This is a genomic window from Metapseudomonas boanensis, from assembly GCF_042232855.1.
Taxonomy (GTDB): Bacteria; Pseudomonadota; Gammaproteobacteria; order Pseudomonadales; family Pseudomonadaceae; genus Metapseudomonas; species Metapseudomonas boanensis.
Map to the genome: position 1 here is coordinate 4863102 of NZ_CP113889.1, position 23663 is coordinate 4886764.

At 64.0% G+C, this 23663-nt stretch carries 20 protein-coding genes and 5 pseudogenes; 9 read left to right on the top strand and 16 right to left on the bottom strand.

Translation table 11 applies throughout. The features are described 5' to 3' along the window. The first annotated feature begins 85 nt into the window (after positions 1-85). Positions 86-1052, top strand: a pseudogene (locus tag OXH74_RS22695) (transposase). A 294-nt stretch (positions 1053-1346) separates the two neighbouring features. Here OXH74_RS22695 and OXH74_RS22700 read toward each other — a convergent pair. The 7 genes and pseudogenes from OXH74_RS22700 to OXH74_RS22730 form a co-directional block, all read right to left on the bottom strand. Then, a pseudogene (locus OXH74_RS22700) lies at positions 1347-2399 on the bottom strand (transposase). Between the two features lie 170 nt (positions 2400-2569). After that, complete coding sequence (locus OXH74_RS22705) at positions 2570-3415, bottom strand: alpha/beta fold hydrolase (RefSeq protein ID WP_375738975.1); 846 nt, start codon at positions 3413-3415, stop codon at positions 2570-2572. 33 nt (positions 3416-3448) lie between these two features. Then, a complete protein-coding gene (locus OXH74_RS22710; RefSeq protein ID WP_375738976.1) occupies positions 3449-3604 on the bottom strand; it encodes a catalase-related domain-containing protein in 156 nt (51 codons plus the stop codon). Beyond that, a pseudogene (locus tag OXH74_RS22715) lies at positions 3603-3911 on the bottom strand (catalase); the annotation flags it as partial. The pseudogene OXH74_RS22715 and the gene OXH74_RS22710, both read right to left, overlap by 2 nt. A 12-nt stretch (positions 3912-3923) precedes the next feature. Next, on the bottom strand, positions 3924-4544 hold the full coding sequence (locus OXH74_RS22720; protein WP_375738977.1) for an isochorismatase family cysteine hydrolase: 621 nt from the start codon (positions 4542-4544) through the stop codon (positions 3924-3926). Positions 4545-4573: 29 nt separating this feature from the next. After that, entirely contained in the window at positions 4574-5398 is an 825-nt protein-coding gene (locus OXH74_RS22725) for an alpha/beta fold hydrolase (RefSeq protein ID WP_375738978.1), read from the bottom strand. Positions 5399-5543: 145 nt separating this feature from the next. After that, entirely contained in the window at positions 5544-6662 is a 1119-nt protein-coding gene (locus OXH74_RS22730) for an SMP-30/gluconolactonase/LRE family protein (protein WP_375738979.1), read from the bottom strand. 229 nt (positions 6663-6891) lie between these two features. Between OXH74_RS22730 and OXH74_RS22735 the strand changes: the two genes are divergently transcribed. Beyond that, complete coding sequence (locus tag OXH74_RS22735; protein ID WP_375738980.1) at positions 6892-7275, top strand: helix-turn-helix domain-containing protein; 384 nt, start codon at positions 6892-6894, stop codon at positions 7273-7275. On the opposite strand, the gene OXH74_RS22740 is transcribed toward OXH74_RS22735, so the two are convergent. Then, positions 7262-8224: a helix-turn-helix domain-containing protein gene (locus OXH74_RS22740; protein WP_375738981.1), complete on the bottom strand. Its 963-nt coding sequence runs from the start codon at positions 8222-8224 to the stop codon at positions 7262-7264. The two genes, OXH74_RS22735 and OXH74_RS22740, sit on opposite strands and share 14 nt — an antisense overlap. Before the next feature lie 531 nt (positions 8225-8755). On the opposite strand from OXH74_RS22740, the pseudogene OXH74_RS22745 reads away from it, so the two are divergent. Continuing rightward, positions 8756-9324, top strand: a pseudogene (locus tag OXH74_RS22745) (transposase); the annotation flags it as partial. A gap of 152 nt (positions 9325-9476) precedes the next feature. On the opposite strand, the gene OXH74_RS22750 reads toward OXH74_RS22745, so the two are convergent. The 4 genes and pseudogenes from OXH74_RS22750 to OXH74_RS22765 form a co-directional block, all read right to left on the bottom strand. Next, a complete protein-coding gene (locus OXH74_RS22750) occupies positions 9477-10856 on the bottom strand; it encodes a purine-cytosine permease family protein (protein ID WP_375738982.1) in 1380 nt (459 codons plus the stop codon). Between the two features lie 299 nt (positions 10857-11155). Further along, positions 11156-11766, bottom strand: a pseudogene (locus tag OXH74_RS22755) (helix-turn-helix domain-containing protein). Positions 11767-11801: 35 nt separating this feature from the next. Then, positions 11802-12524: an SDR family oxidoreductase gene (locus OXH74_RS22760; protein ID WP_375738983.1), complete on the bottom strand. Its 723-nt coding sequence runs from the start codon at positions 12522-12524 to the stop codon at positions 11802-11804. Between the two features lie 16 nt (positions 12525-12540). Next, a complete protein-coding gene (locus tag OXH74_RS22765) occupies positions 12541-13389 on the bottom strand; it encodes a type 1 glutamine amidotransferase domain-containing protein (protein WP_375738984.1) in 849 nt (282 codons plus the stop codon). Positions 13390-13506: 117 nt separating this feature from the next. Between OXH74_RS22765 and OXH74_RS22770 the strand changes: the two genes are divergently transcribed. The 6 genes from OXH74_RS22770 (at position 13507) to OXH74_RS22795 (ending at position 19635) form a co-directional block, all read left to right on the top strand. After that, complete coding sequence (locus OXH74_RS22770; RefSeq protein ID WP_375741666.1) at positions 13507-14433, top strand: LysR family transcriptional regulator; 927 nt, start codon at positions 13507-13509, stop codon at positions 14431-14433. A gap of 264 nt (positions 14434-14697) precedes the next feature. Continuing rightward, positions 14698-15267 (top strand): FMN reductase, encoded by a 570-nt coding sequence (msuE, locus tag OXH74_RS22775; RefSeq protein WP_375738985.1) that lies wholly within the window; start codon positions 14698-14700, stop codon positions 15265-15267. Positions 15268-15280: 13 nt separating this feature from the next. After that, positions 15281-16468, top strand: coding sequence for an acyl-CoA dehydrogenase family protein (locus OXH74_RS22780; RefSeq protein WP_375738986.1), 1188 nt, complete (start codon positions 15281-15283; stop codon positions 16466-16468). Between the two features lie 9 nt (positions 16469-16477). Continuing rightward, positions 16478-17578: a sigma-54 interaction domain-containing protein gene (locus tag OXH74_RS22785; RefSeq protein ID WP_375738987.1), complete on the top strand. Its 1101-nt coding sequence runs from the start codon at positions 16478-16480 to the stop codon at positions 17576-17578. Positions 17579-17659: 81 nt separating this feature from the next. Next, the gene (gene ssuD / locus OXH74_RS22790; RefSeq protein ID WP_375738988.1) at positions 17660-18790 is read left to right on the top strand and encodes an FMNH2-dependent alkanesulfonate monooxygenase; all 1131 of its coding nucleotides are present in this window, start codon (positions 17660-17662) and stop codon (positions 18788-18790) included. After that, positions 18787-19635 carry an amidohydrolase family protein gene (locus OXH74_RS22795; RefSeq protein ID WP_375738989.1) on the top strand — a complete coding sequence of 283 codons (849 nt, stop codon included), beginning with the start codon at positions 18787-18789 and terminating at the stop codon, positions 19633-19635. The genes ssuD and OXH74_RS22795 overlap by 4 nt, the downstream gene beginning before the upstream one ends. Positions 19636-19667: 32 nt before the next feature. On the opposite strand, the gene OXH74_RS22800 is transcribed toward OXH74_RS22795, so the two are convergent. From OXH74_RS22800 to OXH74_RS22815, 4 genes are all read right to left on the bottom strand, one after another. Then, on the bottom strand, positions 19668-20687 hold the full coding sequence (locus OXH74_RS22800) for a methionine ABC transporter ATP-binding protein (protein ID WP_375738990.1): 1020 nt from the start codon (positions 20685-20687) through the stop codon (positions 19668-19670). A 65-nt stretch (positions 20688-20752) separates the two neighbouring features. Next, on the bottom strand, positions 20753-21526 hold the full coding sequence (locus OXH74_RS22805; RefSeq protein ID WP_044875504.1) for a MetQ/NlpA family ABC transporter substrate-binding protein: 774 nt from the start codon (positions 21524-21526) through the stop codon (positions 20753-20755). 97 nt (positions 21527-21623) lie between these two features. Continuing rightward, the gene (locus OXH74_RS22810; protein WP_044875268.1) at positions 21624-22289 is read right to left on the bottom strand and encodes a methionine ABC transporter permease; all 666 of its coding nucleotides are present in this window, start codon (positions 22287-22289) and stop codon (positions 21624-21626) included. Further along, positions 22286-23659 (bottom strand): LLM class flavin-dependent oxidoreductase, encoded by a 1374-nt coding sequence (locus OXH74_RS22815; RefSeq protein ID WP_375738991.1) that lies wholly within the window; start codon positions 23657-23659, stop codon positions 22286-22288. Before OXH74_RS22815 ends, OXH74_RS22810 begins: the two co-directional genes overlap by 4 nt. Positions 23660-23663: the final 4 nt, after the last annotated feature.

A 23663-nucleotide genomic window follows, 5' to 3' on the forward strand; every position in this document is an offset into this window, starting at 1 on the left:
CGCACATCAGGCTGTGTGAAAACCTGGCAGTCCGGGGCCGAGCTGAAGACAATGCCCGTATCGATCGATACGGGCATTGTCATTTATGGGCTACATCCAGGGCGAGGGGCGTCAGCAGAGCAGCCTGTTTCCACCGACGCTGGACGAACTGGTACCCGAGGACCACCTGGTGCGGGTCATCGAGGCGTCTGTCGCCCGCTTGGATTTGCAGGCCCTGGGCTTCAGCAAGGCACAACCACAGAAGACTGGCCGGCCGCCCTACTCTCCGGCGGACCTGCTCAAGCTGTACCTGTACGGCTATTTCCAGCGCATTCGTTCCTCACGCGGGCTGGAGGCCGAGTGCCAGCGCAATGTCGAGGTCATGTGGCTGCTGGGCCGGCTGGCGCCGGACTTCAAGACCATTGCCGACTTCCGCAAGGACAATGGCACGGCCTTCCAGGCGACCTGCCGGGCGTTCGTGCAGTTCTGCCGCCGGGCGGGACTGATCACTGGCCAGTTGGTGGCCATCGACGGCAGCAAATTCCAGGCGGTGGCGTCGTCACGCAAGCACCTGAGTCTCAAACAGCTCAAGCGTCAGCAGGAGAAACTGAACACGCACATCGCGACCTATCACGCCCAACTGGATGAAGCCGACCGAACCGAGTCGACTGAGACGATTGATCGTGCTGCGGTCAGGGCCGCGCTGCAGCAGCTGCAGGACCGGCAGGCCGATAACCTGACCCACCAGGCGCTGCTGCAGGCACAACGCCTGTCCGTTGCAGCCACAGTGCACGAAAGCCAAGCGCCGGCACCTCACCCGCCATACCCATGAAGCAGCTTTCGAGCGCATGCAGCAGCGCCTGCAGGCGCAGCCCGACATGATGGTCAGGCGCCGCTCCATCGTGGAGCACCCCTTCGGCAATCTGAAACAGTGGATCTTGGGCAACGGCCGCTTCCTGCTCCGCCAGTTGCAGGGCGCGCGTACGGAAATGGCCTTGGCGGTCAACGCCTACAACCTGAAACGGGCCATCCAAGTGCTCGGTGCCCGCCGCCTGATCGAACTGATGGGGTGAGCCCCCGTTTCGCTTGCCTTTACCCCTGAAACGGCAACGCCCCGAACCAGTCGGGGCGTTGCTGTGGCCTCACATCAGGGCGTTTTCACACAGCCTGGGCCGGTAGGAGCCGCTGACCATGACTGCTACCGGCCGATTCTGTTGAAAAAGGCGGTTTTGCGGTAGCCAGCCGGCCAGGCGTGACAGCTTTCGAAGTGGCTGCAAGCCACTTCAAATTGCCTTTCGGCATTTCTCTGAGCGTTCTTGCTCAGTTTTGCGGGTTAATCCGAAGGTTTCTGCTCGCGGCAGACGTACCTATCCCGTGATTCGTGGCCCGTGAGACATGAGCTTGGCCATGCGTCGCAGGTTCTGCACCGTCGCGGCCAAGGTGAGTTCGTCAGTCGCGCCCGTCAGGCCACGCAGTCGTAAACGGTCAAGTTTCATGATCCGTTTGAGGTGGGCGAACAGCATCTCCACCTTCTTGCGCTCGCAGCGGGAGCGGAGGTACTCCGGTGTCTTGGCGATGCGTCGCGCTACGTCGCGAGCAGCCTCATGGATACTGCGCACGATCTTGCGGTTCGGCGTATTGGGGCAGCACTTGGCTTTCAGCGGCCAGGTGGCGCAGTCGGCTTGGCTGGAGCGGTAGATGATGGTGTTGGCCTTGGTTACCCGCGATGTTGCTGGGGGAAGGCGCGCCATTCACTGCGTAGCGGTTTGCCGGTTGGGCAGCGGTATTCATTGGCTGCCTGACTCCAGTGAAAGTCGTGGCTGGAGAAGCTGTCGTCCTTGCGCTCGGTCTTGTCCCACACCGGCACATGCGGCTCGATGTCCTTTTCCTCGACCAGCCAGGCCAGCATCGGGGCCGTGCCATAGGCGGTATCGCCGATCAGGCGTTCCGGCGTGAGGTCGAATTGCGCTTCGACGCGCTCCACCATCGTTTTGGTCGACTCGACTTCGGCGGTCCGATGCGCCGGAGTGGCTTCCACATCCAGGATCACGCCGTGCGCGGCGTCGATCAGATAGTTGGTGGCGTAGGCAAAGTAAGCCGGGCCACCTGGCGCGGCGGTCCGCCGCGCCTGCGGATCGGTGAGCGACATCTTCTTGGGCAGGGCTTCCTCATCGAGGGCTTCGAGGTACTCGCGCACGGCGCGGCTGGTGAGCACCGGATCGCGCCAGTCGAGCTCATCGCCCGCCACCCCACGTTGTCGGCTGGCATCCGCCTTGATGATGCTGGCGTCCACAGCGAAGCCTGCGCCCTTGATCCAGACACTGGTCGATGCTGCGCAGGAGGTTTTGGGTCGGGACGTGCTCTTCCAGATTGAACGAGTGAAACAGGCGCGCCTGTCCTCCCCGTATCCGCCCCATCATGCTGCCTGCCCCACGCCCACTGAGAGCATGATTTTGCCGGCGGCATGGGACGGCAGCTACTTTTTCAACAGAATCGGCCAAGAGCTGCCCATCAGCACCGATACTGTATTCCTGATTTTCATAGCCAGCCTGCGTTCTGGGTGATCGTATCGAGTACGCAACGAGGCTCGTTACCCTGCAACAAACGCCGCTATATGTGCCGCGCTGGCAACGGGATACTGCAGTTGCGGGCCATGCCCTGAGCTGGGCAGGGTCAACAGGTGCAAAGTGGGCAGGGTGCGGTTGAGCGCGTACCAGTTTTCCACGGGAAAGACGATGTCGTGATCGCCACCAAGGTGCAGCACTGGCGTTTTCGTTTGCTTGAGGGCGTCCAATGCCACCTGCACTGGGAACATGGGGTTGCGCGGCCCGTCGCCCAGCGACTGCGCGGCCCAGGCATAAGGCACCGGAGTGCAACGCCCTTCACTGCGCCGGGCAATTCGTTCGGCCGAACGCACCGCAGCTTCCCGGCTGCTCGCCGAGGTTGGCTCGAAAAACAGGCTGACGAAGTCCTCGAAATCATTCGAGCGGGCGGCCAACTGGTAGAACAACGGCTCACCGGTCTTGACCAGCGGTCCGGGTGGCGTGGTGGCGATCAGCAACAGGTGACTGAGCAGTTGCGGCGCTTGCAACAACACCAGTTGCGCCGCGACGCCGCCGATTGACCAACCACCCAGCACCACCCTCCCCAGCTTCAGCGCGCCGATAAGATCGATGGCATCCTTAGCCAGCGAAGCCGGGTCATAGGTCGGCTGGCCTGTGGACCAGCCGAGGCCGCTGTAGTCGAAAACATAAACCCGAAAACGCTGCGCGGCGAGCGCATCGAGAAAAGCCGGGTCCCAATCGTCCATGATGCCCCTGAAGCGCAGGCAGAGCACCAGTGGCGTGCCTTCGCCGATGACTCGATAAGCCAAGCGGCGTCCGTCGACTTCGACGAACTGATTGGGAACTGCGTAGGCGGATGTGGAAATGGTCATGATTGCTCGCTCCAAGTCAAAGGGGGGGCAGATTCAGCGCGCCAGCCCGAGCGCCTTCGCCACACCTGCGCCGTAGGCCGGGTCTGCCTTGTTGCAGTTGTCGATATGACGCAGTTTCACCTCGTCGGGCGCATCACCCATCGCCCTCGCCGTGTTGTCAAATAGCGCCTGTTGCTGCGCCTGGCTCATCAGCCGCACCGCGCTCACCCGCCACAGTGGAAAAGCGCACAAACAGCGGTGTCTGCTTGCCCACTTCGGCAAACAGCTTGGCGCGGGTGAAGCGGGTGATGTCGCCGGTCACAGTAAAGGTGCCGTATGCGCCGGCACCCTTCGCATGCATGCGCCGCTCGGGGATCACCTCACGGTCGAAATGGGCGAGCTTCTCGATCAGCCAGATATCCTGCAGCAGAGCCGGCCCGCGTGTCCCGGCGGTCTGGATATTGAGATTGTCGACCACCGGGGCACCAGAGGCATGGGCCAGTTTGCTCTTGGGCATGACAGATACTCCTCAAGCTAGTGCGTCGAGCAACTCGGCCGTGGTGACTATCGCATGGGCGTAGGTCGGGCCATTGATCTCGTGAGCAGCGTGCAAGGCTTCCTCGCTGAAGGCTGCCGTCGCGTCGCGCACCAGGGTCATGTGGTAGCCCAACTCGGCGGCAAAACGGGCAGTCGATTCGATGCAAGTATTGGCCAGCATCCCGACCAGAATCACCTTGGCGATACGGTGCTGTTTGAGTTGCAGGTCCAGATCGGTGTTGGCGAAGCCGCTGGCCCCCCAATGCTCATGCACCAGAACATCGCCGTCCTGAGGCTGAAAATCGGGGTGCCACTCGCCACCCCAACTGCCGCGGGCGAACACCTGAGCCTGGCTGGCACCCAACTGATAGGGGCTGGGATGCGTCCATGCCTGGAATTCGCCAGGGAAGGCTCGGTGATGTGGGACATAGAACACCCGGGCCCCAACCTGGCGCGCAGCTTTTACCACAGCCTTCAGATTGGCCAGCACCCCTACCCTGTCCGCCACAGCTTTGGCCATGCCATTCAGCTTGCCGCCATCGCTGAGAAAGTCGTTATAGGGATCGACAAGCAACAAGCCGGTGTCGGCCGGCGAATAGGCGACAGCAGTCATAAGCGCTTCCTCTTGGTTGTTTAGTCCGTTTAACCGCGCAGGAAGGCCAGCATGTCGGCGTTGAGCTTTTCCTTGTGGGTATCGGTAATGCCGTGCGGCGCACCGGGGTAGATCACCAGTTTGGCGTGCGGCACCAGCTTGGCCGAGGCACGGGCGGCGGCATCCACGGGCACGATCTGATCGTCGTCGCCGTGCAGGATCAGCGTGGGGATATCGAATTTCTTCAGGTCTTCGCTGAAGTCGGTTTCGGAAAAGGCCTTGATGCAGTCGTAGGCGTTCTTGTGCCCGGCCATCATGCCCTGCATCCAGAAGGCGTCGATCACGCCTTGGGAGGGCTTGGCACCGGGGCGGTTGTAGCCAAAGAAGGGGCCACTGGCGACATTCCGGTACAGCTGCGAGCGGTCGGCGAGCGAAGCGGTGCGGATGCCGTCGAATACCGAGAGGGGCAGGCCGCCGGGATTGGCCTCGGTCTTGACCATCAGCGGGGGAACCGCCGAAATCAGTCCAGCCCTGGCCACCCGCGCGGTGCCATGCCTACCGATGTAGCGCGCCACCTCGCCGCCTCCGGTGGAGAAGCCGAACAGCGAGGCCCCGCGTACGTCCAGATGGTCGAGCAACTGGGCCAGGTCATCGGCATAGGTGTCCATCTCATTGCCATTCCAGGGTTGGCTGGAGCGGCCATGGCCACGGCGGTCGTGAGCGATCACCCGATAGCCGTTGCTGGCCAGGAAGAACATTTGCGCCTCCCAGCTATCGGAGTTGAGTGGCCAGCCGTGGCTGAGGACGACAACCGGGCCTGTGCCCCAATCCTTGTAATAGATCTCGGTACCGTCGCGAGTAGTAATGGTGCTCATGGTCTTGCGCTCTCCATTCTCAGGTTGCGGACGGGTTGCTGCGGAGCCACTGCTGCGCATACAACCGCCTAAGGGTAACAACATCGTCGTAGCCAGCACGGCCGAGCCGAGCAACAGCTGGCGACGGCCTTTATTCAGAAGTAGTTCAGGGTTTGGCGGCATCGGCTAACTCTCCCTTGGTTGGCGATTGCGGCAGGCGCACGCGCATCAGGTTCCAGGTGCTCACCCGCTCTTCCCACTCGTCGCCCTCGACAGGCGTCAGCGGCAGGGCCAGGTTGCTGACCACCATCCACTCGCCTTGCACCACACTGCTGGCGGGAAACAGCAGGCCACGCGGGGCACCGCTGCTGGCGATGCCCTGAAAGCTTCCCGCACGTATGCGAATCAGCCCGCGCTCATCGAGCCCCAGCAGTTGGTCGATCTGATTGGCCAGCAGCCACAGCAGGTGGTCGTGGAACAGCAAGCCGTCGGCTCCGGGCAAGCTCTCGGCCAGCACCTGCAGCTCGCCGCTCGGCAGGCTCATGCGCAGCAGGCGGCCGTCGCCGGCATTGTTGATGTACAGCAGGCTCTCGTCGGCGTTGAAGGCCAGGCCGTTGGCGCCGAAGGGCAGAGAGCCCGCGGTGGCCAGCAGCGGATCGCGCGACAGCACCTCTATTGCGCAGGGGGCGCAGCGCGTGGCGTTAGCGATGCGGTAGAGCGCCCCCTGGAAAGAGTCGGAAACGTAAAGGTCACCGTTGTCGGCGAAGACCAGGCCATTTGGCGCAGGCGCACCAGCAGCACCGAAGTAGATCCGGTCCTGGCTGCCGTCCGGGTTGGCCACGCTGCGCGGGGCGGGTGCCGCCGGGCTGAGCCGGGGGAAGTCGAGCAGGTCCTCGACCGGAGTGTCCGCGGTGAAATCGGCCGCGATGCGTTGCAGCTTGCCGGCGCCGAAGTTGAGGATGTAAATCTGGCCGTCGGCATAGCCCAGACCGGTCAGCGGCGTAGCGACAAAAGAGCGTTGCGCCAGCAACTGGCCGTCTGCTGCATAGCGCAGCAATTGGTTGTTACGCACACAGGAGGGCTGGCGAGCATCGAAAGTACCCACGTAGATTTCGCCGTTGACCGGGTTGACGGCGAGCCCTTCCGGGTAGCGCACACCGGCCGGCAGCTCGGCGAATGGCTCGACCTCGAGCAACTGCGGCCCCTGCGGCTCGGCCCACACACCGGCGGCAGCTGTGGCCAGAAACAGGCTCAGGATGCCCATGCAGCACTTCGACAGTTTCATATCGCCTCCACTCGCGTCGACGCTGGTCGAACGCTTCCGGGGGCTCGTCAGGACGCCGAATGCCGGGGCAGCGGATGGCGAGCGATGAGTCGATGCTCGCTGCGCGCGGCAGCAGGCGGCTACGTAAAATCGGCAAAAATGCCCGACGCTCAGGATCTGCCTGTTTTACGTAGCCGCAGCGCCTGTCTCGGCGCAGCCTGGGGCCGTCACCCTTGGCCAGGACATTGTCATGCCACCGCGAATCACGCCACGCCAACGCGCCCGCCAGGCCTCCTACGAGCGGCTGCTGAAGCGGGTGCTGGAGTTGTTGTCGCTCGGCAGCGGGCGCACGCCGCGCCTGACCGAGCTGTGCCGCACGCTCGGGGTCAGCGAACGCACCCTGCGCAGCGCCTTCGTCGCCACCCTGGGTATGGCGCCGGCACGTTATCTGCGTCTGCGTCGCCTGCACCTGCTGCGCGCCGCACTGGCGGTCGCCGATCAGCATCAGACCAGCGTCACGGAGATCGCCCGGCGCTTCGGCTACACCGATTGCGGGCGCATGGCGGCGGACTACCACGCACTGTTCGGCGAGTACCCCAGCGCCACCCTGCTGCGCGGGGTCAGCCCTGGCTGAGCGGCGTCGGCAGCGAGCGCCGGCTGCGCAGCGACTGCGACGGCAGTTCGCCGAAGTAGCGGCGGTAGAGACCGGCGAAGCGGCCGAAGTCCCACACGCCGAAGCGCGTGCAGATCTCGGTGATGGTCTCTCCCGGTGCCGCGCGCAGAATGGCGCGGCGGATTGCGTGCAGGCGATGCTGCATCAGGTAGCGGTGCGGGCTCATGCCCAGATGGCGGGTGAACAGGTTGCGCAGCGTGCGCTCCGAGGTGTTGCAGGTCTGGCACAGGTCGGCCATGTGCAGCGGGGTATCCGGCATGGCGTCCAACAGTTCCAGGGCACGCCGCAGGATCTGCTGATGACTGTGCTGGGTAGCCTGACCGCGCTGTGCCGGAGTCGCCGGCAACAGGCTGCGGAACACCCGATCCATCAGCTCGCTGCGCGCCGCATACTCGGCCGCCGGGGCATGCAGCTCCTGCGGTGCGCAGTGATCGATGCGCAGCAGGCGCAGCGCCAGCCAGATCAACGGGGCCAGGTCCTGCTGGGCCAGGCAGACCAGATTGCGCGAGAGGATCGACGCGTCGAACTCGTCCTCGTGCTGCTGCGCCCAACGCAGCACCAGTTCGCAGGACATGGCCACCGTCATCCAACTGGCCGGTTGGCTGGCGTCGATATGGAACATAGCCTCGGGCACCATCCAGCCGATCAGGCGCCGATCCAGACGCTGCCCGCCTAGCACAGTGCACTCGTGTCGGCTCAACGGCAGGAAGATATTGAAGAAGCCGGGCAGGCCAATGCCACTGTAGACGGTGCCGGCGCCCTCGCGGCCGAACATCAGGGCCACACCGTCCAGTTCGATGACGCGCAGGCGCCAGTCGCGCTGCTGCCGCGAGCGCAGCACATAATGTCCCGCTACCCCATACAAAGCTTCTTCGAACTCGTCGAAGTCGGCACAGATCAGCCGGCTCATGCTACCCCCCCCAGAAAAGTGCCCTGCGCCGGGACTGGACAACCGCAGTTCAAACCGCATTCAGTGTAGAAGCATTCGCAGCTGCCCGTTGTGCACAGGGCAAATGGAGGCAGGGAGACTAGTGTCGCATCAACCACGATATGTCAGGCGGTTGCAGAAGCTGAGTGCAACACGGCTCTTGAATTGAAGCGGACGCATTCGCTGCATCGCCATCGTTTCCCATCATCTCTGTCATTACCTCAATCGGGCACCTCCAGTCGAAGTGCTTACGTGCGTGTGAGTCAGGGGGCAGGCCGCTCCTTTTGCTTATGAGAAAAGAGGACGCGCATTTATTTTCATGGCCCTAAGTCAGCGTGTTGGACCGATGGGCCGCTTCTGGCCCAGACCGTGTAAAAAAACGTTGGCATCGACCTCACTGTGAGTTGATCGATTCAAATCAGCGGGGGACGCCAATGAAGCGCTTCCATTCAGGGAGAGCACCGAGGCCAAAGCGCGCTGCTTCCCGAGAGCCTGGATGACTACGCTGCGGGCATGGGTGTCGAGGAGCTATCGGCGGTCGCAGACAGAGGGGTACTTCAAAGGCGAGGAAATCCTCGCTTGTCATGAGGCTGGAATCACTGATTTTGTGCCCAAGGCGCTGACCTCGGGAGCAACAGCGGCGGGCCGATTTGGCAAAGGCGATTTCATCTATGACGCTGCAAGGAACGAGTACCGAGCCCGGCAGGGCAAAGCTTGATCTGGCGTTTCGTAGCGTCGAGAAAGGGCTGAAGCTGCACCGCTACTGGAGTTCACACTGCCAAGGTTGTGCCTTGAAAGAACACTGTACGCCTAGCTTAGAGCGGCGAGTGAGGCGCTGGGAGCATGAGGCAGTGCTCGAGGCGATGCAGAGTCGCCTGGATCAAGCGCCCGAGATGATGCGGATCCGCCGCCAAACGGTCGAGCACCCGTTCGGCACGCAGAAGTCCTGGATGGGCGCCACCCACTTCCTCACCTGCACACTCGACCGGGTGAGTACCGAGATGAGCCTGCATGTGCTCGCCTACACTCCCAAGCGCGTGTTGAATGTGTTGGGCAGCGGTGCCCATGACGATTGCGCCTGATTGAGCCTCTCACAGCCTCCTGGGACCAAGAAAATCACTCAGCAGCTGATTGCCATCGCTTGCTGCGTTTTTACACGGTCTGGGCCAGAAACAGACCATGGACCAGCTGCTATCGACTTCATCATCTCCGTATCGCCCATGTCACCAAGGAATCAGTCAGGGACAGGAGATTGGGATTGATGCTGCTTGATTGAGGGCTTGCTGTTCACTATGCAGTACAGCGCCCCTGCGAGTACCAGGCCCACAGCCCAACTAATGTCGGCCCCTAGCCAGTTCGCTACAAAGCCGTTGTAGAACGAAAGCTTCATGAACGGGATCGTGCCGATGATCGAGACGGCATACACCATTAGCGTGCGTCGATTGAAGCGCCCGTACCGACCTTTGGAATTGTAAAACTCGCCCACCTCATAGTGACCGCGACACACCCAGTAGTAGTCGGCCAGGTTGATCGCACTCCAGGGGATCAGCAGATAGAGCTGTCCAATCAAAATGTCTGCAAAGAAGGTGTCAAAACGATACTGGGTGGCGATGGCGATCAGCGTTGCAGCTACGGTCAGCACTGCCATCACCAACGCTTTTGCAGAAGCTGTGACGTATCGCAGCCCACCAAAGGCTCCGAAGATCGTCACCGAAGACATGTAGGCGCTGTACAGGCAGAGCACGTTGTACTGGATCACCCCGAGCGCAATCACACCCAACGCCAATGGTGCCCAGGGGCCGAACAGCGTGGCAATTGCGGTTGCAGGGTCATGCCCAAGCGCTGCTGGGATCGCAACGGCCACTAGAGCGCCCAAGGCCATCATGGCGAAAGAGCCTAGCGCGCAGCCACAGTATGTTGTCCAGAACGTGGCGCGAGTGCTGACATTGGCCGGAAGGTAACGCGAGTAATCCGCCACGTAGGGGCCGTAACCTAATGTCCAGGACGCCGCCTGTGCGACGACCAGGTTAAAGGCCGTCAGCGAAAAGCCCTCGCCTGTTACCGTCGTCGATATCGCGTCGCTGGGGTGCAGCAGGATCAAAGCCAGCGCGCTGGCAAATACCAGAGTTGACATCAGGCTCATCCACGCCCCTAGACGGTGGATCAGCTCATAGCCTACGAAACCAATAATGAAGGTCAGAATGCCCACCGCCACGATGGCCTGGTCATCGCTGATGGGCACCAGTGCCTTCAAGGCATCACGCATCAGGACGCCACTGGCGGCCAGGAATAGCACCGCCGCCGTGACCATCACCAGTAAGGGAATCGCAGCGCCGTAGACACCAAATTGTGCACGGCTCTGAATCATCTGTGGGACGCCCAAATGTGGGCCTTGGGCGGAGTGTGCGGCCATGAATATGGTGCCGACGAGATTGCCGATCAGCAGGCCGAGCAATGTCCAGGCGAAGCTCAACCCTGAGGCGATACCTAACGTGCCGACGACCAGAGCAGTCACTTGGAAATTCGAGCTGAACCAGATAGTGAACAACCGTCTGGGGGTGCCATAGCGCTCAGAGTGAGGGACAAACTCAATACTTCGCTTTTCAAGCTTCACGATCGCCTCCTGATTTATCCCCACGATTATCAGTTGACGATTGAGAGCGCTTCGGCCCGACGCCGAACACCTCGTAGCTATTAACGACCCATGCGATCAGCGGTTCGTCTCCCCTTGAATAGCCCCGGAATCGCTAGAGACCTTCCTGCCTCAGAAAGACGCCGGCACTACTGGAGAATTCATTCCGATTTGACCAATTGTTGCCTACCGCCACCGGCAGCTTCGGGTTGGTAGCTGCCCTCGGCCAACGTCAGCTACCGACCCCTATACGGATGTTTAAGAGTGAGTTGACTGTCGTGTCACGCTATTCCAGAGCAGCAACTCGATCTGCGCTGAAGTAATTGCCGCGGGGTCGCGTTCAACAGGCAGCGCATCAAACGTCGGAGAGCCGTTGCGTCCCGGTACCCAACCTGCGCCGAGACCGCTTCGACGGAGTATTCGCCGGATTCGAGCAGCGCTCAGGCCTTGTTTAACTGCACCCGCTGGATGAGCTGCCGGGTGGAGTGTCCCGTGGCCTTATGGACGCGGCGCGACAGGGTCCGCTCGGACATGCCGACGCTTGCAGCAGAAAGACGGCTGAGCATGACGCGGCAATCTCCTTGCCGTTGGCGATGTGAGTGCTCAGCGCAGCGAGCAAGGGGACCGCCCACGGCTCCTCGAGGCGCCGCTCGAGCATGCCGATGTCACTGACGCCAATACCCGGTATGACCCAGCATGAGTTGTCCTCGGCGCTATTCTCGATCGGCTCCACGTGTAGTTGCAGACCATGGCCCAACGCCACCGGTCCGGGTTGAGGGCCGCATACCCGCCAGCGCGGCGTGGCCAGGCCGCGCCGCTCGCCGACAGTTGCGGCGGTGGCGAGAATGTCCAGGGTGGCGGCCACGCTCGAGGCGAATGCCCCCGGACACAGTCTGGTGAGTGGTTGCCGAGGGGAGTGCCGGGTGATCAGAACGAGTGTTTGCCGATAGATGCACCGCCATCGACATAGAGAGTTTGCCCGGTGATAAAGGCGCTGCGCTCTTCGAGCAGGAAAGCCACCGCCGCAGCGACTTCCTGCGCACGCCCGAGACGGCCCATCGGCACTGCCGCGAGGTAGGCCGCTTCACCGGGGCTGCCCACCGGATTTCCTGAGCGGAAGAGCTCGGTATCGATCGGGCCCGGTGCGACTGCATTGACGGTGATTCCAGTCTGAGCCAGCTCCAGTGCCCAGCCCCGGGTGAAGCTGACCAGGGCTGCTTTGGCAGCGGCGTAGGAGGTTCTCTGGCGAATGCCAAGAACGGTCAGGCTCGAAATGTTCACGACGCGTCCCCAGCCGTGCGCGCGCATGCTCGGCAGGAGAGCCTGGGTCGCTTGCAGCGCCGGGTGCAGGTTAACCCTCATGACTTCGTCGAAGCTGGCAAGCTCCACTTCGCCGAGTGCTTGGGGGCTGACCAGGCCGACATTGTTCACAAGGCCATCGAAGTCATGGCGCGCCGTCAGGTTGTCGAGCACACGGGCTACGCTGTCAGCGTCGCCCAGATCTGCAGCTACCAGTTCGCCGGGGAAGCTTGCGTCGTCCGCCTGGCGAGCGATTCCGACGACACGGTGACCATTGCTCGCCAGTTGCTCGGAGATGGCTCGACCGATGCCCTTGCTGGCACCGGTAATCAGAAAGGTACGGGCTGACATCAATTGCTCCTTCAGCTCAGTCTTTCTGCAGGCGCCGCAACAGGGCCTGGCCGACCGCCGCCGCGGACGCAGGGTTCTGTCCGGTGATCAGTTCGCGGTCGATCACGACATTGGGAGTCCAGGGCGATTGGTTGCTCTGGTACTGACCGCCGGCGCTCTCCAGGGCGGTCTGAGGGTAGAACTTCATTTGTCCGCCACCCAGAAGGCCCTTGGCCTGCTCCTCTTCCTGGTTGCTGATGACCGTCATGCGGTAGCCGGCGTAGATCCAGCCTTTCGGCGTCGATGACGTATCACCGGCCTCCACTGCATGGATCAGTTGCTGCGGCTGGTCCAGTGCCGAGAGCAGGGCGATGGGGCCGTGGCAGACCAGGGCGGTCGGTTTACCGGCAGCGTGGAAGGCGTGCAGCAAATGGCCAAGGGCGGGATCGGAAATCAGGTCCTGCATCGGTGCATGGCCGCCGGGCACGTAGAGCGCGTCGAATTGTTCGTAGCCGATCTGTTCTACCCGCGCCAGGCTGATCACCGGCGAGTGGGATGGCGAAGTCAGCTGTAGTCGTTCCAGTAGTGCCTGGTACTCCGCCAATCGCTTCTGGTCGCCACCGAAGTATTGGGCGGCTGCCGAGCTGTGGTCCAGGCTCGGGGCGCGGCCTCGGGGTGTCGCGAAGGTAACCTGATGGCCGGCGTCGAGCAGCGCCTTGGTGGGTTCCAGCAATTCATTGAGGTAGAAGCCGGTGGCGAACACTTTGCCATCGCGCAGTTCCAGATGATCCTCATCGGAAAGCACGACCAGCACATTCGCGGCGTGGGCACCCAGGCTGGCGCTGCCGATGGCGGTAGCCAGAGCAAGTTGTTTCAGGGTCTTCATCGCTTTCATTCCTTCACAGGCGCGGGCCGAATGCTGCGCGTTGCGGAGCACTTTATTGATGCCTGTATCGGCGATAAATTGGCTTTTCTGGAAATCATTTTTGCTACAGAGGACAAGATGACGCGGCGATTTGATCACCTCGGAGATGTCGAGGCGCTGTTGGAAGTGGTCGAGCGCGGTTCGATCAGTGCGGCGGCCGTTGCCCTGGCCACCACGCCATCGGTGGTCAGCCGAGCGATTACCCGTCTGGAGTCACGCCTGGGGGTGCAGCTGCTGCGTCGCACCACACGTCGCCTGAGCCTCACCGATAGCGGCCGTGAATATGTCGAACAGGCCCGCACGGCCTTCCAGCAAATCGCCAGTGCAGAGCGGGCACTGAGTGGGCAGGGCGAGGTTCAAGGCCGGGTGCGTCTGAGCGCGCCGACCACCTATGGGCACCACCGGCTGCCCGCCATTCTGGCTGCATTTGCCCAACGCTACCCGAAGGTGCAGGTGGAGTTAGGGATCACCAATCGCAACGTCGACCTGGTTGCCGAAGGTTATGACCTGGCGATCCGTCTTGGGACATTGCCTGACAGCAGCCTGGTTGCCCGCCGGCTGGAAGAGGCGTCACTGTGTCTGGTAGCGGCACCCAGCTATCTCGCGCGGGCGGGAACTCCCCATTCCCTTGCCGATCTTGCCGAGCACAACTGCCTGCCTTTTGTCATGCCCAGTAACGGCCGCCCTGGGGTCTGGCAGTTCCGCCAGGGCGAGCAGGAGCAAACGTTCATCCCCCAAGGGAATCCTGTCATCGCTGACGATGTGCTTGGCTGCATCTCCCTGGCGGAGCAAGGCGTCGGGATTTGTCAGACCTATGAGTTCATCGTCGCCGAGCGCTTGCGTCAGGGGCGGCTTGTTCGTCTTCTCGAGACGTTCGAGGGCGCCAGACGACCTTTTTCCATCATCTATCCGCCTCATCGCCAGTTGTCTGCCGCGAGCCGGGTGCTGATTGATTTTCTCGTACGGGGTGGCAGCGAAGATACGCCTGGTTCTGTTGTCCGATGAATCGCCGTAGAGCGTCCGCTATTGGCCAGCCGTTCACCAGCTTCTCCCCTGGAGCGATTCGTACCCGCACTGACGGCGAACCCGTTGTTGCTGCACCAACAGCGAACGAACTGTTTCCCTGCAAACACTCATTCAACAGTTCACTTCACCAGCAACAGTCAATCTACACAAAAAAACCATAATCCATTGATTTTTATATATTTAACTTAATGGAATGGGAATTGCTTTGGCACGTCGACCCTATCTGCCAAAGGAACACCAACCATGAGCACCTCCTTCAACGTCGTCGCCGTCTCGGGTGGAGCCTATCGCCCGTCGCGCACCCTGGCCCTGGCCGAGGCGATAGTCGATGCCCTCAGCCAACATCTTCAGTTCGGCGCCCGCCTGATCGAGCTGGGCGACATCGCCCGAGCGGTCGGTGGCGCCCTTTCGCGCAAAGAGTTGCCGGCCGATGTGGAAGAGAAACTGGCGGCCATCGAGCATGCTGATCTGCTGATAGTCGCGGCGCCGGTCTATCGGGGTTCCTACCCGGGTCAGTTCAAGCACCTGTTCGACCTGATCGACCAGCACGCGCTGATCGATACTCCGGTGCTGCTGGCCGCCACCGGCGGCAGTGAGCGCCATGCGCTGGTCATCGATCACCAACTGCGCCCACTGTTCAGCTTCTTCCAGGCGCTCACCCTGCCCATCGGCGTATACGCCTCGGAGGCGGATTTCCGGGACTACCGGGTCACCAGCGAGCCGCTGCAAGCGCGCATCCGCCTGGCCGCCGAGCGCGCCGCCGCCGTGCTGCGTGGCAACCACGACGGCGCCGTGCTGCGCAAGATCGCCTGACGGGTCGCCAGCCATGAGCCTGCATCAACAACCCACCTTCCTCAAACCACTGCAAACTGCACAGCGGCTCGCCGAACAGTTCACCGAGAGCGCCGTGGAGCGCGATGCTCGCGGCGGCACGCCCAAGGTCGAGCGCGACGCGCTGCGCGCCAGCGGCCTGCTGGCCCTGGCGATTCCCAGCCAGTACGGCGGCATCGGCGCCAGCTGGAGCGAAACCTTCGAGGTGGTGCGCGAGTTCGCCCGCGTCGACAGCTCCATCGCCCACGTGTTTGGTTTCCAGCACCTGATGCTGGCCACCGTGCGCCTGTTCGCCCGGCCCGAGCAATGGCAACCCTGGTTCGAGCAGACCGCGCGCAAGAACTGGTTCTGGGGTAACGCCCTCAACCCGCTGGACACCCGCACCGTGGTGAAAAAGTTCGATGGCTGGTACGAGTTCTCCGGCAAGAAGAGCTTCTGCTCCGGCGCCAGCGACTCGGAGATGCTGATCGCCTCCGCCGTGGACGAGAGTGCCGGCGGCGAGCTGTTGATCGCTGCCATTCCCAGCGGGCGTACCGGCATCAGCCTGCACGACGACTGGGACAACATCGGCCAGCGCCAGACCGACAGTGGCAGCGCCACCTTCGAGCGAGTGCGCGTCGAACACGCCGAGTTACTGCTCGATCCGGGCCCACTGAGCACACCCTTCGCCTGCTTGCGCCCGCTGATCGCCCAGCTGCACTTCGCCAACCTGTTCCTCGGCATCGCCGAAGGTGCCTTCGAGGAGGCGCGCCAGTACAGCCTCAAGGAGAGCCGCCCCTGGTTCCGCTCCAATGCCCGCCACAGCAGCGAGGACCCCTATGTCCTGCGCCACTACGGCGAGTTCTGGGTCGGCCTGGAGAGCGTGCGCCTGCTGATTGAACGCGCCGCCACGCAGCTCGACGAAGCCTGGAGCAAGGAGCACGCCCTGAGCGGCGAGGAGCGCGCGCAACTGGCCCTGGCCATCGGCACCGCTAAAGTGGCCGCCACCCGCCACGGCCTGGACATCTGCAACCGCCTGTTCGAAGTCACTGGCGCGCGGGCTACCCACGCCTCGCTACGCTTCGACCGCTTCTGGCGCAACCTGCGCACCCAGACCCTGCACGACCCGGTGGACTACCGCATCCACGAACTGGGCGAGTGGGCGCTGAACGGTACGCGCCCTACTCCGTCCTTCTACTCGTAAGGCACGCCCATGCAACTGCTGACCCTCCCCCCGTCACCGACACTGGCCACCTCGATCAGGGCGACCGCTCAGGTCTTCGAAGACCCCAGATCGCAGGCGCTGCTCGCCCACTTGCAACAGGTCGCCCCCAGCGAGGCCAGCGTCCTGATCATCGGTGAAACCGGTACGGGCAAGGAGCTGGTAGCGCGCCACGTCCATAACCTCAGCGCTCGCCGCAACGGCCCCTTCGTGGCGGTCAACTGCGGCGCCTTCTCCGAGTCGCTGGTGGAGGCCGAACTGTTCGGCCACGAGAAAGGCGCCTTCACCGGCGCCCTGGCGGCCAAGGCCGGCTGGTTCGAGGAGGCCAATGGCGGCACGCTGTTCCTCGACGAGATCGGCGACCTGCCAATGCCGATTCAGGTCAAGCTGCTGCGCGTACTGCAGGAGCGCGAGGTAGTGCGTCTGGGTTCGCGCAAGAGTATCCCGATCAACGTGCGGGTGCTGGCGGCAACCAACGTGCATCTCGAGAAGGCGATCAACGCCGGGCACTTCCGCGAGGACCTGTACTACCGCCTCAACGTGGTTAGCCTGCAGCTCCACCCGCTGCGCGAGCGGCCCGGCGACATTCTGCCGCTGGCTCGCCACTTCATCGCCGAGTACAGCCGCCGCCTCGGCTACGCCGAGGTGACCCTCAGCGAGGAGGCGCGCCAGCGCCTTGCCGGCTACAGCTGGCCGGGCAACATCCGCGAGCTTGAAAACGTCATCCACCACACCCTGCTGATCTGCCGCGACCACCTGATCCGCGCCGAGGATCTGCATCTGTCCAACCTGCGCATCGAGCGCGAGAAAGACAGCCAGCCGCGCACGGAGAGTGTCGACGAGCTGCTGCAGCGCGCCTTCCTGCGCCTGTTCGAAGAACAGGGCGGCGCTCTGCACGAAAAGGTCGAGGATGCCCTGCTGCGTGCGGCCTACCGCTTCTGCCACTACAACCAGGTGCACACGGCCAACCTGCTCGGGCTGTCACGCAACATCACCCGCACTCACCTGATCCGCATCGGCGAGCTGGTGGTGAACAAGCGCCGCCCGATCGAGGTCTCCCAAGGCAGCCGGGTGATCAATCTGTCGATCTGAATCCCAAAAAAGACCCATGCCACGCGTGCACCCAACGGGCCCCAGCGGCCCTCAACCGACGATGGCAACGAGGAAATCATCATGAGTCTGGATATCTTCTGGTTCCTGCCCACTTCCGGCGACACCCGCTACCTGGGCCACTCGGCCAGCGGCCGCCCGGCGACCAATGCCTACATGCGCCAGATCGCCGTGGCCGCCGACCAGCTCGGCTACGACGGCCTGCTGATTCCCACCGGCGCCAGCTGCCTGGACCCCTGGGTGACCGCAGCCAGCCTGGTACCGGTGACCCAGCGCATCAAGCTGCTGGTGGCATTGCGCACCTCGCTCGGCAACCCCACCGCGTCGGCACGCCAGGCCGCCAGCCTGGACCAGGCCAGCAACGGCCGTCTGCTGCTCAACGTTGTGCCCGGCGGCGATGCCACGGAGCTGGCCGCCGATGGCGTGTTTCTCGCTCATGACGAGCGCTACGCGGCGTCCGACGAGTTCCTCACTATCTGGCGCCGCCTGCTGCAGGGCGAAACCGTCGACTTCGAGGGCAAGCACCTCAAGGTCGAGGGCGCGCAGAACTTCTTCCCTCCGTTACAGCAGCCCCATCCGCCGCTGTACTTCGGCGGTTCCTCGCCGGCCGCCCACGAACTGGCGGCCAAGCACGTGGACGCCTACCTGACCTGGGGCGAGCCGCCGGCCGCCGTGGCCGAGAAGATCGCCGACGTGCGTGGCCGCGCCGCCAAGCACGGTCGCACGGTGCGTTTCGGCGTGCGCCTGCACGTGATAGTGCGCGAGACCAATGAGGCGGCCTGGGCTGCCGCCGACGAGCTGATCAGCCACCTCGACGACGCCACCATCGCCGCCGCCCAGGTCAACTACGCCAAGATGGATTCCGAGGGCCAACGGCGCATGGCCGCCCTGCACGGCGGCAATCGCAAAAATCTGGAAGTGGCGCCCAACCTCTGGGCGGGTGTCGGCCTGGTGCGAGGTGGCGCCGGCACCGCCCTGGTCGGCGACCCGGAAACGGTGGCCGCGCGCCTGCTGGAATACGCCGAGCTGGGTGTCGACAGCTTCGTGCTGTCCGGCTACCCCCATCTGGAGGAGGCCTACCGCTTCGCCGAACTGGTGTTCCCGCTACTGCCCGGCAAGGGCAAGGTCACGGTGGACGGCGCATTTACCGGCGGCGCCTTCGATGTTCGCGCCGGCAAGGAGAAGGTCGCATGAGGATCATCGACCTGCGCTGCCGCCCAGCCTTTCTGCATCCCTTCTTCGGTGGCGTACCGGGTTCACCCGAGCATGCCACTGCGCGTTGGCTCAACCGGCGCGTCGGCACCCGCGGCCCGGACGACCACTTCGAGCGCTCGCTGACCCAGGAAGGTTTCCTCGGCGAAGTGCGCGAGGCCGGCCTGCACAAGGCGGTGGTGGTCGGCCGCCATACGCCGGGCCAACACCTGCCCAACAAACGCATCCACGAGATAGTCCATGGCCATGCCGAACTGATTGGCGTCGGCGCGGTGGACCCGACGCTGCAGGGCGTGGAGGGCGCCCTGGCGGAGATCGACCTCGCCATCGACGTGCTCGGCCTGGCCGGCATCGACCTCGAGCCGGGCTTCGCCGAGCCGGCCCGGCATCCGGACGATGCGCTGTACTGGCCGCTCTACGAGCACCTGCAGCAGCGCGGCATCCCGCTATTCCTGATGAGCGGCCCGACCACGCCCGACCCGGCCCACAACGACCCGGGCCGCCTGGCCGCCGTGGCCCGAGCCTTCCCGCAGTTGCAGATAGTGGTCTACCACGGCTACTGGCCCAACGTGCAACAGGCCATAGGCGTAGCCTTCCGCTACGAAAACATTCACCTGGTGCCTGACATGTACCTGTTCTTGCCAGGCAGCGCGGCCTATGTGCAGGCGGCCAATGGCTTCCTCGCCGAGCAGCTGCTGTTCGGCTCCTCCTACACCTTCCGTCCGATCCGCCAGAGCATCGAGGATGCCCAGAGCCTGGGCTTCAAGGACGAGGTGCTGGAGAAGTTCTTCCACGGCAATGCCGCACGGCTGTTCAAGTTGGCGTAAGCCATGCTGCGCCCTTGGCACGGGGCGCAGCCTCAATACACCCGCTGTACCCGGTCGGCCAATTGCCCGGCTCGCGCCAGGACGGCGTCGGGCTCATGGCAATGCGGCAGCGCCACCCGCAGGCACCCCAGGGCACGCCCCTGGATGCGGTCGATACCCCCGTGCAGAAGACGCAGTCCCGACCCCAGCGCTGCCGTCAGTCCGGCCAGGTCGGGCTCCAGTGCTCGCTCGCCGGTGTAGTGCAGCTCCAGCCACAGCTCTGTGGCGGCCGCAGTGCCCTGCCCTGTCCTGGCCGGTCCCCCGAGCAGAATCTGGCTGACCTCGTGGCGTGGATCACCAAACACCTGCCAGACCTCACCCTGCTCCACCACCTGGCCGCGCTCGAGCACCGCCACGCGGTGGCAGAGGTCGCGGATCACCTCCATCTCGTGGGTGATCAGCACGATGGTCAGGCCGAGGCGGCGATTGATGTCGCGCAGCAGTTCGAGGATGGCCTGGGTACTCTCCGGATCGAGGGCCGAGGTGGCCTCGTCGCACAGCAGGATGTCCGGCTGCAGCACCAGTGCACGGGCGATGCCGACACGCTGTTTCTGCCCGCCGGAGAGCTGCGCCGGATAGGCATCGCGGCGCTCGGCCAGTCCCACCAGGTGCAGCAGTTCATCTACCCGGTGAGCACGCTCTGCGCGCGGTAAGCCGGCCATGCGCAGGGGCAGCTCGATGTTCTCGGCCACAGTGCGAGTGGCCATCAGGTTGAAGTGCTGGAAGATCATCGCCACCTTGCGCCGCAGCACGTGCAGGCGCGCACTGTCGAAGCGGGCGATGTCCTCACCGTCGATCAGCACCTGGCCCTCGCTGGGACTCTCCAGGCGATTGATCAGACGCAGCAACGAGGACTTGCCAGCGCCACTGCGGCCGATGATGCCGAAGATCTCGCCGCGCTGGACCTGCAGGTCGATGTCCTGCAAAGCACTCAGCGCGCCGTAGCGCTTGCCGATACTGCGCAATTGCAACTGCGCCGTACTGGCGAGAATGTCTTGGGAAAAACTTGTCACGGTGGAAGGTTCCAGTCAGTGATCGGCGACAGGCGCCGCCAGTGGCGGCACCCGTCGTGTCGGGATTAGAAACCCGGTGCGATCTGGCCCTTGTAGCGGGTCAGGATGAAGTTGCGCACTTCGGGGGTGTTGAGGGCCTTGGCCAGCTTCTGGATGCCCGGATCCTGGATGTTGTCCGGACGCGCCACCAGGAACTCGACGTAGAGGTCCTTGCCCTTCTCCACGATCAGCGCCTTGTTGGTGTCGATGCCGGCCTCCAGGGCGTAGTTGGCGAAGACGAAGGCCAGGTCCACCTGGCTGACCGCACGGGCCAGCAGCGCGCCTTCCAGTTCGCGGAACTTCAGCTTCTTCGGGTTCTCGGCGATGTCGCGGGTAGTGGCCAGGGTGTTGCTCGGGTCCTTGAGCTTGATCAGCCCCGCCTCGTGCAGCAGCACCAGGGAGCGACCGGTGTTCACCGGGTCGTTGGGGATAGCCACGCTGGCGCCGTCGGGCAGATCCTTGAGGTCCTTGATCTTGGTCGAGTAGGCGCCGAACGGCTCGATGTGCACGCCGACCACCGGCACCAGGTCGGTGTGCCGGGTTTTGTTGAAGTCATCGAGGAATGGGCGGTACTGGTAGTAGTTGGCGTCGAGGTTCTTCTCCGCCAGCTGCAGGTTGGGCTGGATGAAGTCGGTGAACACTTTGATGTCCAGATCGACCCCTTCCTTGGCCAGGGCAGGTTTGACGAACTCGAGGATCTCCGCGTGGGGCACCGGGGTGGCGCCTACCACCAGTTTCTCGCCGGCATGGGCGGACAGGCTCAGAATGGCGGCGGCGAGAACCGCCAGGGACTGCTTCAACATGATGTGACTCCTATGGGATCGGGTGGCCGTCGTCGGGCGAACGTGGGGCCGAGGCGGCAGCGAAACCCGGCTGCCGCTGACGGGTTAAGCGAGTTCAGCGGCGGGTGAAGTGCCGCACCAGGCGGTCGCCGCTCATCTGCAGGGCCTGCACCAGCAGAACCAGCAGCAGCACGGTGACCACCATCACGTCGGTCTGGAAGCGCTGGTAGCCGAAGCGGATTGCCAGGTCGCCGAGGCCGCCGCCACCGATCACGCCGGCCATGGCGGTGTAGTCCACCAGCACGATGGCGGTCACGGTGACGGCGGCGATCAGCCCGGTGCGGGCCTCCGGCAGCAGGGTGTACCAGATGATCTGCCAGGTGCTGCCACCCATGGACTGGCTGGCCTCGACCAGGCCACGATCGACCTCGCGCAGCGCGGTCTCCACCAGGCGCGCAAAAAATGGCGTGCAACCCACCACCAGCGGCGGGACGGCGCCGCGCACGCCGAGCGAGGTGCCGGTGAGCAACGTGGTCAGCGGGATCAGAACGATCAGCAGGATGATGAAGGGCAGCGAGCGCAGCACGTTCACCACCACCGACAGGCCGCGGTACAGCGTCGGGCTGGCCAGCAGCTGGCGCTGACCAGTGAGGTACAACAGCACGCCCAGCGGCAGGCCGAGCAGCACGGTGAAGCCCAGCGCACCGCCGAGCATGCTCAGGGTGTCGAGGCAGGCCTGGCCGATCTCGCTCCAGTCCAGGTTGGCGAGCAGTTCGTTCATCGCCCGGCCTCCCGCCGCAGTCTGGCTACCGGGTGAGGTGCGCGCAGGCGGTCACCCTGGCCGAACAGCTTGTTGCGCAGCGTGCCCTCGGCATACTCGCGCTTGAACAGACCGCGCGCCTGCAACTCCGGCACTAACAGGTCGACCACCGCCTCGAACGTCTCCGGGGCGACCACGCTGGCCAGGTTGAAGCCGTCGACGTCGGTTTCCTCGACCCACTCCTGCAGCTGGTCGGCCACCGTCTTGGCCGAGCCGACCAGCACCGGGCCGTCGCCGCCGATGGCGCAGTAGTCGGCGATCTCGGCGGTGGTCCAGGTGCGCGTCGGGTCGGCGCGGGTGAAGGCCTCTACCGCGGACTGGATGGCCTCACTGGGCACCTCGCGCAACACCTGGTCCGGCTCGTACTGGGAAAAATCGATGCCGGTCCAGCCGGCCATCAGGGTCAGAGCACCGGTGGCGCTGGCGTACTCGCGGTACTCGCGCAGGCGCGCCAGGGCGGCCTCGTCGGTCTCGGCGACTATCACGGTGAGCTGCTCGAGGATCAGGATGTCCTCAGCCGCACGCCCGGCGGCCAGAGCGGCGGCGCGGAAGTCGGCAACCTGCTTCTTCAGCACCGCCTTGCTCGGCGCGGCGACGAACACGCATTCGGCATTGGCCGCGGCGAAGGCCCGGCCACGGCTGGAGGCGCCGGCCTGGTAGAGCACCGGGGTGCGCTGCGGCGACGGCTCGCAGAGGTGGAAACCGGGCACCTGGAAGAAGGTGCCCTCGTGGCCGATGCCGTGCACCCGGGCCGGCTCGGCGTAGACGCCACTGTCGCGGTCGGCGACTACCGCGCCCTCCTCCCAGCTGGTCTCCCACAGCTTGTAGCAGACCTGCAGATACTCCTCGGCCAACGAGTAGCGCTGGTCGTGGGACAGCTGGTCGCGCTGGCCAAGGTTGCGCGCACCACTGGCCAAGTACGAGGTGACGATGTTCCAGCCGGCACGGCCGCGGGTCAGGTGATCCAGGGTGCTCATGCGCCGAGCGAAGGGAAACGGATGCTCGAAGGACACCGACGCGGTGACTCCGAAGCCCAGGTGCTCAGTGGCAGCGGCCATGGCCGGCACCAGCTGCAACGGATCGTTGACCGGCACTTGCGCCGCCGTGCTCAGCGCGGCGTCGGCGTTGCCACCGTAGACGTCATAGACACCCAGCACGTCGGCGATGAACAGACCGTCGATGCGGCCGCGTTCCAGGGTCTTGGCCAGGTCGATCCAGTAGTGGATGTCGGTGTAGCGCGTGGCCTGATCGCGCGGGTGCCGCCACAGGCCGGGGGACAGGTGGCCGACGGTGTTCATGGCGAAGGCGTTGAGGCGAATCTGCTTGGACATGGCG

Bases quoted from the DNA above. Each gene is read 5' to 3' on its own strand.
- OXH74_RS22705 (WP_375738975.1), bottom strand. From the start codon at position 3,415: ATGACCATTTCCACATCCGCCTACGCAGTTCCCAATCAGTTCGTCGAA.
- OXH74_RS22710 (WP_375738976.1), bottom strand. From the start codon at position 3,604: ATGAGCCAGGCGCAGCAACAGGCGCTATTTGACAACACGGCGAGGGCG.
- OXH74_RS22720 (WP_375738977.1), bottom strand. From the start codon at position 4,544: ATGACTGCTGTCGCCTATTCGCCGGCCGACACCGGCTTGTTGCTTGTC.
- OXH74_RS22725 (WP_375738978.1), bottom strand. From the start codon at position 5,398: ATGAGCACCATTACTACTCGCGACGGTACCGAGATCTATTACAAGGAT.
- OXH74_RS22730 (WP_375738979.1), bottom strand. From the start codon at position 6,662: ATGAAACTGTCGAAGTGCTGCATGGGCATCCTGAGCCTGTTTCTGGCC.
- OXH74_RS22735 (WP_375738980.1), top strand. From the start codon at position 6,892: ATGCCACCGCGAATCACGCCACGCCAACGCGCCCGCCAGGCCTCCTAC.
- OXH74_RS22740 (WP_375738981.1), bottom strand. From the start codon at position 8,224: ATGAGCCGGCTGATCTGTGCCGACTTCGACGAGTTCGAAGAAGCTTTG.
- OXH74_RS22760 (WP_375738983.1), bottom strand. From the start codon at position 12,524: ATGTCAGCCCGTACCTTTCTGATTACCGGTGCCAGCAAGGGCATCGGT.
- OXH74_RS22765 (WP_375738984.1), bottom strand. From the start codon at position 13,389: ATGAAGACCCTGAAACAACTTGCTCTGGCTACCGCCATCGGCAGCGCC.
- OXH74_RS22770 (WP_375741666.1), top strand. From the start codon at position 13,507: ATGACGCGGCGATTTGATCACCTCGGAGATGTCGAGGCGCTGTTGGAA.
- msuE (WP_375738985.1), top strand. From the start codon at position 14,698: ATGAGCACCTCCTTCAACGTCGTCGCCGTCTCGGGTGGAGCCTATCGC.
- OXH74_RS22780 (WP_375738986.1), top strand. From the start codon at position 15,281: ATGAGCCTGCATCAACAACCCACCTTCCTCAAACCACTGCAAACTGCA.
- OXH74_RS22785 (WP_375738987.1), top strand. From the start codon at position 16,478: ATGCAACTGCTGACCCTCCCCCCGTCACCGACACTGGCCACCTCGATC.
- ssuD (WP_375738988.1), top strand. From the start codon at position 17,660: ATGAGTCTGGATATCTTCTGGTTCCTGCCCACTTCCGGCGACACCCGC.
- OXH74_RS22795 (WP_375738989.1), top strand. From the start codon at position 18,787: ATGAGGATCATCGACCTGCGCTGCCGCCCAGCCTTTCTGCATCCCTTC.
- OXH74_RS22810 (WP_044875268.1), bottom strand. From the start codon at position 22,289: ATGAACGAACTGCTCGCCAACCTGGACTGGAGCGAGATCGGCCAGGCC.
- OXH74_RS22815 (WP_375738991.1), bottom strand. From the start codon at position 23,659: ATGTCCAAGCAGATTCGCCTCAACGCCTTCGCCATGAACACCGTCGGC.